Source organism: Okeania sp. (genome assembly GCF_035285525.1).
GTDB lineage: Bacteria > Cyanobacteriota > Cyanobacteriia > Cyanobacteriales > Microcoleaceae > Trichodesmium.
Genome location: NZ_JAYKGW010000227.1, coordinates 18,072 through 27,055 on the forward strand (window position 1 = coordinate 18,072; position 8,984 = coordinate 27,055).

An 8,984-nucleotide genomic window follows, 5' to 3' on the forward strand; every position below is an offset into this window, starting at 1 on the left:
AACAATTTTTGGTAATTCAATTATTACAAAATAACCAGGAGGATAAAGATATTCTTATCCAGTTTCATCAAGTATTATTAAATCACCATCTTTTTTGCATCTTTATCAATCAGTTAAAATAACTTAAGTTTCAATTTAAAGACTTGTTTTGTTGGTGAGTAGGTTTAATTGTTGTGGAAATAATTTGTCTGCCACTAGCTGCTTGTTTTTTTCTAAATCTTCAACCATAGCGTGTAAATTATAATTAAAAGATTTAGCATATTCTTCTCGGTATTTATAAATTTCTGCTAATACTTCATCATGCCACATAACTTATTTAATCTCCTATTAGCTTCAGTTGATTTTGTTTATCCATAATTACAGCGGATTGCAGATTAGTATGGTACAGATTATGACAGCCTGGAAGGCTGTGTTACAATTTTATAGCTGATGACAGCCTGGAAGGCTGTGTTACAAAAGTTTTAAACTTAATTAAGCAATAGTTAAAACAGAATCTTGCACAATTTTTGGTAATTCAATTATTACAAAATAATCAACAGAATAAAGATAATCTTCTCCACTTTTATCAACTATTCTTAAATCGCCATCTTTTGCTGCTTCTTCATCAATTAAAGCTACATAAATTTTATGTAATTCCAAAGAAGCAGGATAATCTTTATTATTAATACAAACTGCAAATTTAGTTTCTGATTTCAGATTATTCATAATTTTTAACCCAAATAAAATTATAGATTACTTTTGAATTTTGACTTGAACATAACTCTACATTTGCCAAGCTTTCCAAAATGTATAAATAGCCAAAATTACCAACAAACTCTGAAAAGCAAAACTGACAAATGAACTAGGCAACTTCGGCAGAAAACGAGTGCTAATTTGAGCGCCGATCAAACCTCCAAAACCTAAAAACAAGCCTCCGAAAAACACAATATTGCCATTCAAATAATGACCGAAAGCAGCAGAAATAGAAGTAACAACAATTACACCTAAACTTGTTTGAATAGCAACTTTTATAGGTTCCCCAAGTAAAAGAATTTGCAGAGGTACCATTATTACTCCACCACCAACCCCAAATAAACCAGCTAATAATCCTCCTGTTCCCCCAGTAATAATTCTAGCCAGAGTAGCATTTCCCCATTGCTGTTTTTCACCATCTTTTTGTCTAGCTATAACCCGCTTGCGTAACCCGAACAAATAAATATTAATCAACATTAGTAAACCAAAACCCAATAATAATAAACTCGAAGATAATTGTTCCGCCAAATAAACCCCTATTTGGGCAGCGAATAATGCTGGCAATGCTAACAAAAGAACTTTTTGAGGTTGAATGAAACCCATACGCCAATTTTGCAGAGTACCAGAAGTGGCTGTAATTGTAATCGCTAAAGCGCTAGTTGCGACTGCTTGTATAGGTTCATATCCCAAAGTTACTAACAGCGGAACCATAACTGTACCACCGCCAATTCCTAAAAATCCAGCGAGAATACCGGAACCAAGACCACCTAATCCTAAAATCAAAAGGTTTGCGGGAATCATTATCAAGAGTTATTTTATAGATAAATAGACTTCAGTTTAATATACACGAAAGGATACACAAAATATGAAGTCGGAAGCTAGAATGTTTTCGATCCCCTTTGTTTTCCAGATTTACTGCAACTTCGGTTTTCCTTCTTTCGTAGGGACGTTGCATGTCCCTACCTTATTTAAGAAATATTCATCAAATTGGTATAATATCAGGCTGCATTAATTAACCACAATGCAAAAAGATGGTATAGATAATCTAGTCATCTTTAGATGACTTAAGCTATTAGCCAAGGATTTTAATCCTTGGGGAAGTTGGGTTGGCGAATTTGGCGAACTCTGTCATCCGCGTCATCCGCCAAGAAATAAATTTCTTACCTCATAGAAAAAGTCATCTAAAGATGACTGATTTATTATGGTTAATTAATTAAACTTGATATAAGGTATTAGTGGACTATTCTAAACAGGACTTAAGCACGGAATAATATTATACAATATCTATAGGGGCGAATGCCATTCGCCCCTACTCAATATGTTGATTCTGCATCTATCTTTTTAAAATTAATAACACCTACAACCAAAACCATTTCAAATTATGGCAAAACTGCAATTAAAAAATCTCAGAAAACAATTTGCTGCTAATGTTATTCCTGTTAAAGATATAAATATCGAAGTTGGTGATGGAGAATTTTTAACTTTATTAGGACCTTCTGGATGTGGAAAATCAACCCTACTAAGACTTATTGCAGGTTTAGAAACACCCAGTCAAGGTCAAGTCACAATTGGCGATCGCGATGTCACAAATCTAGCACCGGGCGATCGTAATATTGCTATGGTGTTTCAAAGTTATGCTCTCTATCCCCACATGACTGTCTTTGAAAATATTGCTGCTTCCCTGAAACTTCGCAAAATACCCCCAGATCAAATTCAGCAACGAGTTAATCATGTTGCCCAAAAATTAGATTTAGTAAATTTATTAGCTCGCAAACCCAAGCAAATGTCTGGAGGACAAAGGCAACGGGTAGCATTAGCTCGTTCATTGGTACGGAACCCGGAGGTATTTTTATTAGATGAACCTCTGAGTAATTTAGATGCGTTATTACGGGAACAGGTACGGGCGGAGTTAAAACAGTTATTTAATTCTCAACAAAAACCGGTAGTTTATGTTACTCACGATCAAACAGAAGCTATGACTTTATCTAGTAAAGTAGCAATTTTATCTGATGGTTATTTACAACAAATTGATAGACCCGATGAAATTTATACTCGTCCGGCAAATAAATTTGTGGCAGGTTTTGTTGGTAGTCCGCAAATGAATTTACTCACTCTTAAATGTGAGGAAAATTATGCTATTTTCGGCGATTTTAAAATACCTTTGCCAGATTTTTCTGTGAGAAAGAAACAAATTACTCTGGGTATTAGACCGGAAGATATACGTTTTTCTTCCACCGAAAATTTGGGAATTACTATTAGAGGAAAAGTGGTTTTAGTAGAATATTTAGGCAAGGAAAAATTATTAATTTTACAAGTAGAAAATTCAGCAGAAAATATTAAAGTTATAGCTCCTTATGACCAAACTTGGGATGATTTAATAACTTTAGAATTACCTACTAAACACATTCATTGGTTTGATGTAGATTCTGGCGATCGCATTCAATAGGGTTTGCTGAAAAAAGCAGAGTGTGGGGAGTGGGGGAGTAGGGGAGTAATTTTTTTGCCAACGATGTGCCTAATATCATGTCCGGTAGCATCGGAGCGTGTATAACTGAACTTCCCCTTTGACAAAAGGCTACAATTTATGCTGTACAAGAGATAGATCGAATTATCCACCCCTATTTACTGACTACAATGAGTGTAGAGTTCTGAAATTATTTATAGGGCTTACCCATGGACTCTACTGGTAGGGTGTGTTTCGCGTTCCGCAAAGCTCCGCTTTATATGTCGGCTCAAGCGTCGAAACGCTACGCGACATGAAAAGCCTACAACGCACAACGCACCAACACTCTATATATAGAGCTTTTGCGTAAGTCCTGATCTATAATATCTAACTGCTTTTTTAGGACTTACGCAGGAATGCTATTGGTAGGGTGCGTTTTGCGTTCCGCAAAGCTCCGCTTTATATATCGGCTCAAGGGCCGAAACGCTGCGCGACATGAAAAGCGCACAACACACAACGCACAAATACTCTATATATACTGCCTTTGCGTAAGTCCTGTTTTTGTTGTAGTGAGCGCGAGTCAAAATACATGACTATATTTTAGCAGATACTCCCTGTAAGGTTATATTAAGAAATATTACCAAAATACATGGCTACACAAAAAAAAGGTGGTCGCGGAGCGCGGAACGGAGTTCTATCGCTCTATCATAAGTAAGATTGATAAAAGTTTTAGAGCTTTATAGTACATTTAGCAGGGGGAAGTTCAGGTATAAAATCAAGGTGGAAATGGCATAAAAGCTTCTGCCTTCCTTCCACCAAAGTCTAATTATTCAACCGGAGATGATATAAAATGTTAACTTTTCGATTTTTCGGGAACCGTGCATTAAGTAGGTCAAAACCAGGTACTTTTTCCCAACCTAAAACTACACTCCCCTACTTCCTGTTCCCTGTTTTCTAGTTAAGAACTCAAGGTATTAGCCATTTCACAATAAAAATTACAACCCAATAATGCAGTTGCTTCTGCCACATCTATAGGTTTAGAAAACAAATATCCTTGACCATATTCACATCCTAAATTTATCAGTTGAGCTAATTGTTCTTCATTTTCAATCCCTTCTGCTATTACATCCAATCCCATACTATGAGCTAATGTCACAATTGCCTGTACAATCTCATGATTTTCCCCATTAGCACCGATATTTGTCACAAAAGATTTATCAATTTTGAGAGTATTCAGAGGAAAACGATGTAAATAACTCAGAGATGAATATCCTGTACCAAAATCATCAACACTTAACTGCATTCCCAACTTCTGTAGTTTAGATAAAACTATAGTAGCAGACTCAGCATTATCCATGACTACACTTTCTGTAATTTCTATTTTTAACCATTTAGGATTAATACCTGTCTTTTGCAAAATACGTTGAATTTGTGAAACTAAGTTAGGTTGGGAAAACTGTTTTCCAGAAATATTGACAGCTATAGTAAGTTGAATTTGAGGGTAGATTTTCTGCCATTCTTGCAGTTGACGACAAACTTCCCAAAATATCCACTGACCCAAAGGAATAATCAAACCTGTTTCCTCTGCTATCGGGATAAACTTTGTTGGAGGAACTAGACCACGCTCTGGATGTTGCCAACGCACTAAAGCTTCAAAACCTACTAAGTTCCCTGTACTTAAAGAAACAATTGGTTGATAGTTGAGTAAAAAAGTGTTTTCAATTAGACACCCCAATTCTTCTATAATCTCCACCGCTTGGCGTAAGTCACGCTCTAACTGCATCTTTTCTGTAACATAACTGTGCATATAACTGGTAAATACCAAATAGCTACCTGGGTTATTTTCTTTAGCCTGATCCATAGCAATATTAGCATCTCGGAGCATATCTCCTGCCCATTGATATTCATCGGAACTAATAACAATGCCGATACTAGCAGTAATAAATAGTTGATGACCATCTAATTTTAGAGGTTGAGAAATCACGGTTTCGATTAGAGTTGCTAAACCAACAGCATCTTCTAGATCGTGAACTTTTTCCAAAAGAATAACAAATTCATCACTGCCGATGCGTGCTACCGTATCTCCCCTTCGTAAACAACTTTTGATTCGTTGAGCAATTTCAATTAAGAGCTTATCTCCCATAGAATGACCATGACTTTCATTGATGATCTTAAATCGATCTAAATTAATTGTCAGTATAGCAAACAAGTCAGAGGAATTTTTGTGGTGCAATAATGTTTGCTGTAGTCTATCCATTAATAAAGCTCTATTTGGCAAGTCTGTAAGACTATCATACAAAGATTGATGTCGCAGTTTCTCCTCTGCTGATTTTTTTTCGGTGACATCATGACAATTAACTACAATTCCCTGAACTGATTCATCGTCAAGTAAATTCATTACCACAGCTTCAAATACACACCAAGTACCATCCTTATGACAAACTCGATATTCGTCTAATCCCCGACGTGCTTTTGAATGTTGTTTTACTCCTTCTATTACCTGTTTCATCCACCATCTATCATTAGGATGAATATAGTCTAATATAGATTTGCCAATTAATTCCTCTGAAGTGTAACCTAAAATTCGTTTTTGGGAAGGACTAACATATTGATAAATGCCATTACTGTCTAAAATCTGGATAATATCCGTGCTATTTTCGATTAAGGATCTAAACCTGCGTTCATTTTCCCGTAATTTTTTTTCTGCTTGCTTACGTTCAGTAATATCAGTGCTAACAGCAACAAACCCAATAATTTTATCTGTTACATCTCTGATCACATCGATACGCATCAAAATCTGAATAATTTTACCTCTGCGACTTTGACAAGTAACTTCTCCATTCCATCCACTTCCACTCTTCATACTATCAGATATTTGTTGAGCTAGTTTTGTATCTGTGATTAAACTAAGCAACCCACCAATAGCATTTAGTTCATCTACATTTCTATAATCAAAAAGTTTAGTGAATGCTGGATTTTGAAAAATGTGATTGCCATTAGCATCAGTCATACTAATTGCTTCACTGCTGCTTTCTACCGCTTTACCTGTCAATGCTAGTTTGTTTTCAGTTTGTCGTAGTTCAGTAATATCAATTCCGACAGTACATGCTGCTTTACCCTGGTTGTATTTTTGAGCAACTATGAGATATTGACCGGCAGCTCCATTCATTTCATGGACAGTAACTGTAGCTTGACTAGCAAAAAAATTGCTAACAAACATACTAAAATCTGCATTATTTCCAGTCAAAAAGCCAATATTTTTACCAATAAACTCTTCAGGAGACATCTTGAATATATCAGCTAAATGGTTATTAACTCCCAAATAACATAAGTCTGAACTAATCCAAGAAACTAATCCTGGTATTGCTTCTAAAAGTGTTTGTAATTGCTCATCTACTTCACCATGCAATGACAATGATTCTTGTGATTTATTATGGGAGTTAATAAGTTTAATATTGTGAGGAATTAATATAACTTTTTCTTGATTTATTGGATAGATACTGGCGTTAAATTTTACCTGTTCTTCTCCTATTTGAAATTGATGTTGAACTTCTATTTGACGATTTGTTGCTAAACAAATTGAAATTTGATCGCTCAAAATATTTTTCTGAGTATTTTCCAGAAATTTACGGATTTGAACTTTCAGAGACATATTCTTTTTAGGGGATAATTCCCCATCTATCGGAATACTTCCTACAAAGCTTCCTGCTCTATCCAACAACCAAATACAACTATTTATTAAAGGAAACATATCATTTATATGAGTATAATTTTCGGTTTAATTGTAAGGTAAGCATTCAGCACTCAGTAGTCAGCTATTTATTTTAGTTTGAGATAAAAACTTTATTAGTCTGAGATAAATTTAATCTTACTATCAAAGCCGACTTTTAAGCTTATATTCATTTAAAGCCATTTTAAGGTTTAGATAGGATTTGCTGATAGCTAATACCTGTTTGCGCAGCATTCCGCAGGAAATGCTTACATTGTAAGTAAGTTAATTATAGTTAACAAGACTTAGGCATAAACTGGGTTTATTAACTAAATTTAGTATTTTGAACAACAACAATCAGGGCAATAAACCCAGATTCTTGGTTGGCTCCCATAAGTCTTGATTCAGATATTCTTTTTACAGATATTCTTTTTATATTATAGCAGTCTCCATTAGTGGCTCTGACATTTTAAAATTATCATAACTTACACCCTATCTTAATAATTCCTATATCTGACTTCTCAAATCAGTAATAAATAATTTTTATTCTTGAGTAATTTTTATTACATAAGGATAATATTTATTTCTTTGGTAAGAACCTATCCAAATTTCATAAGTGCCCGAAAACCATTGACCTATAATTCCTGGATTTTTTCCTTCAAAGTCATCATTACACCAACTACCTCCAGGACCTCTAATTACTAAAGTTGTATCTTCACTACTTTTAACTTCAAGTTTCAGAGATTTAAAAAAGCCTTTTAAAATGATTCTATGATCTGGTTCTTTATCAATAAAACCTACACATGGTCCTGTGACAGTATTTTCTCTCCCTATTGTTTCTTTCGCAGACATTGGTCCTCCACTTAACCCTCTTATAATGATTTGTTTTGGAGGAGATTTTGGCTCCAGGTTAACATTTTCAAATATAGGTGCAGATGGTAAATCTTGAGATAAAACTGGGGTAACTTTCTCTACCCCTGCTAATGAAAACAATACTCCTAAAAATAACATAGTTTTTTTGTTTTTATATATATTCATGTAGGGTGCTGTTTTCTAATTTGTGAAGTTTGATTTTAAGCTCTATCAAGCATTGCTTAAAAAGAGAGACTTGAGATTTTATTTATTAATCAAAAAAATTATAGGGGAAATGTCATTTCAGTTATCAGTTATCAGTAGAGAGTGAACCTCCGAACTAAACTCGGAGGCTTGAAATACTGATTTCTCGGGAACGGTGTTAAAATTTTTTCATCCCCGAACCAGGGGAGGCTTTATACCTCATTTTTTGATAAAATAGCAAAATTTCTATTTCACTTTAAAATGTTTTAATTCCCCTTTTTTTAGTAAATAAAATTCTTATTTCAGGTAAGCATTTTCTGGGGAATGCGCTCGCATTCAGCTATTAGCAGTCAGTACTTCAGCTATTAATATTAAATCCACTTTTGGAGGATAAAATAAATATAGGCAAAAACTTCAATCTTGGCAAAGTTTGGAGACCAAAACTCTACAATATTGAATTGTAGAATTTGATATTATTTATTAAATTTATCCTCTAAAGCTAAGAGCTAAGAGCTTTCAGCTCAGGTCCGACCTAGGAGACAAAATCACGGTTCAATGCTTACTATTTAAGAGATTCTTTACCAATAATTTCTCCTTTAATTTGTTGAATTTTATCTAATAATTCTTGCCGATCAGATTTTCGCAACAAATAACGGTAAATAAACCAACAAACATATCCTATCCCAATAATTTCAAAGCTAACTGAGAAAATAGAAATTCCTTGTAAGGCTTGAATAAGGCTAATACCTAAGACTAATATTAATAGTGCTAATAGCACTGAACCAACTATTTTTCGTTGAGGTTGATGTTCTTCAGCATTTGAGTTTGTAGTAGTTGCTGGTGTTGCAGCTTTACTTTCTGCTACCACTGTCTTAGGATTAGTTGGCGTTGCAGTTTTAGTTTTTGCTGCTACCTTAACTTGCTCTGCTACCGGAGGAGTAGTTGGCGTCGCAACTTTAGTTTCTGCTACCTTATCTTTATCTACTACCGGAGGAGTAGTTGGCGTCGCAACTTTAGTTTCTGCTACCTTATCTTTATCTACTA

General features: G+C 34.7%; 7 protein-coding genes. 1 reads left to right on the forward strand and 6 read right to left on the reverse strand.

Translation table 11 applies throughout. The features are described from left to right. Positions 1–135 precede the first annotated feature (135 nt). The 3 genes from VKJ25_RS21530 to VKJ25_RS21540 form a co-directional block, all read right to left on the reverse strand. Positions 136–309 (reverse strand): hypothetical protein, encoded by a 174-nt coding sequence (locus VKJ25_RS21530; protein WP_324238697.1) that lies wholly within the window; start codon positions 307–309, stop codon positions 136–138. A gap of 162 nt (positions 310–471) precedes the next feature. Further along, positions 472–705: a hypothetical protein gene (locus VKJ25_RS21535; protein ID WP_324238698.1), complete on the reverse strand. Its 234-nt coding sequence runs from the start codon at positions 703–705 to the stop codon at positions 472–474. Between the two features lie 57 nt (positions 706–762). Then, positions 763–1,533 carry a sulfite exporter TauE/SafE family protein gene (locus VKJ25_RS21540; RefSeq protein ID WP_324238699.1) on the reverse strand — a complete coding sequence of 257 codons (771 nt, stop codon included), beginning with the start codon at positions 1,531–1,533 and terminating at the stop codon, positions 763–765. Between the two features lie 580 nt (positions 1,534–2,113). Here VKJ25_RS21540 and VKJ25_RS21545 point away from each other — a divergent pair. Continuing rightward, the gene (locus VKJ25_RS21545) at positions 2,114–3,178 is read left to right on the forward strand and encodes an ABC transporter ATP-binding protein (RefSeq protein WP_324238700.1); all 1,065 of its coding nucleotides are present in this window, start codon (positions 2,114–2,116) and stop codon (positions 3,176–3,178) included. A gap of 955 nt (positions 3,179–4,133) precedes the next feature. On the opposite strand, the gene VKJ25_RS21550 is transcribed toward VKJ25_RS21545, so the two are convergent. From VKJ25_RS21550 to VKJ25_RS21560, 3 genes are all read right to left on the reverse strand, one after another. Continuing rightward, positions 4,134–6,926, reverse strand: coding sequence for an EAL domain-containing protein (locus VKJ25_RS21550; RefSeq protein WP_324238701.1), 2,793 nt, complete (start codon positions 6,924–6,926; stop codon positions 4,134–4,136). A gap of 501 nt (positions 6,927–7,427) precedes the next feature. Further along, complete coding sequence (locus VKJ25_RS21555; protein ID WP_324238702.1) at positions 7,428–7,895, reverse strand: hypothetical protein; 468 nt, start codon at positions 7,893–7,895, stop codon at positions 7,428–7,430. 607 nt (positions 7,896–8,502) lie between these two features. Next, the coding region (locus VKJ25_RS21560) for a CAAD domain-containing protein (RefSeq protein WP_324238703.1) at positions 8,503–8,984 on the reverse strand (482 nt) is incomplete at its 5' end.

Excerpts from the sequence above, each read along its gene's own strand:
- VKJ25_RS21530 (WP_324238697.1), bottom strand. The coding sequence starts at position 309 with ATGTGGCATGATGAAGTATTAGCAGAAATTTATAAATACCGAGAAGAA.
- VKJ25_RS21535 (WP_324238698.1), bottom strand. The coding sequence starts at position 705 with ATGAATAATCTGAAATCAGAAACTAAATTTGCAGTTTGTATTAATAAT.
- VKJ25_RS21540 (WP_324238699.1), bottom strand. The coding sequence starts at position 1,533 with ATGATTCCCGCAAACCTTTTGATTTTAGGATTAGGTGGTCTTGGTTCC.
- VKJ25_RS21545 (WP_324238700.1), top strand. The coding sequence starts at position 2,114 with ATGGCAAAACTGCAATTAAAAAATCTCAGAAAACAATTTGCTGCTAAT.
- VKJ25_RS21550 (WP_324238701.1), bottom strand. The coding sequence starts at position 6,926 with ATGTTTCCTTTAATAAATAGTTGTATTTGGTTGTTGGATAGAGCAGGA.
- VKJ25_RS21555 (WP_324238702.1), bottom strand. The coding sequence starts at position 7,895 with ATGTTATTTTTAGGAGTATTGTTTTCATTAGCAGGGGTAGAGAAAGTT.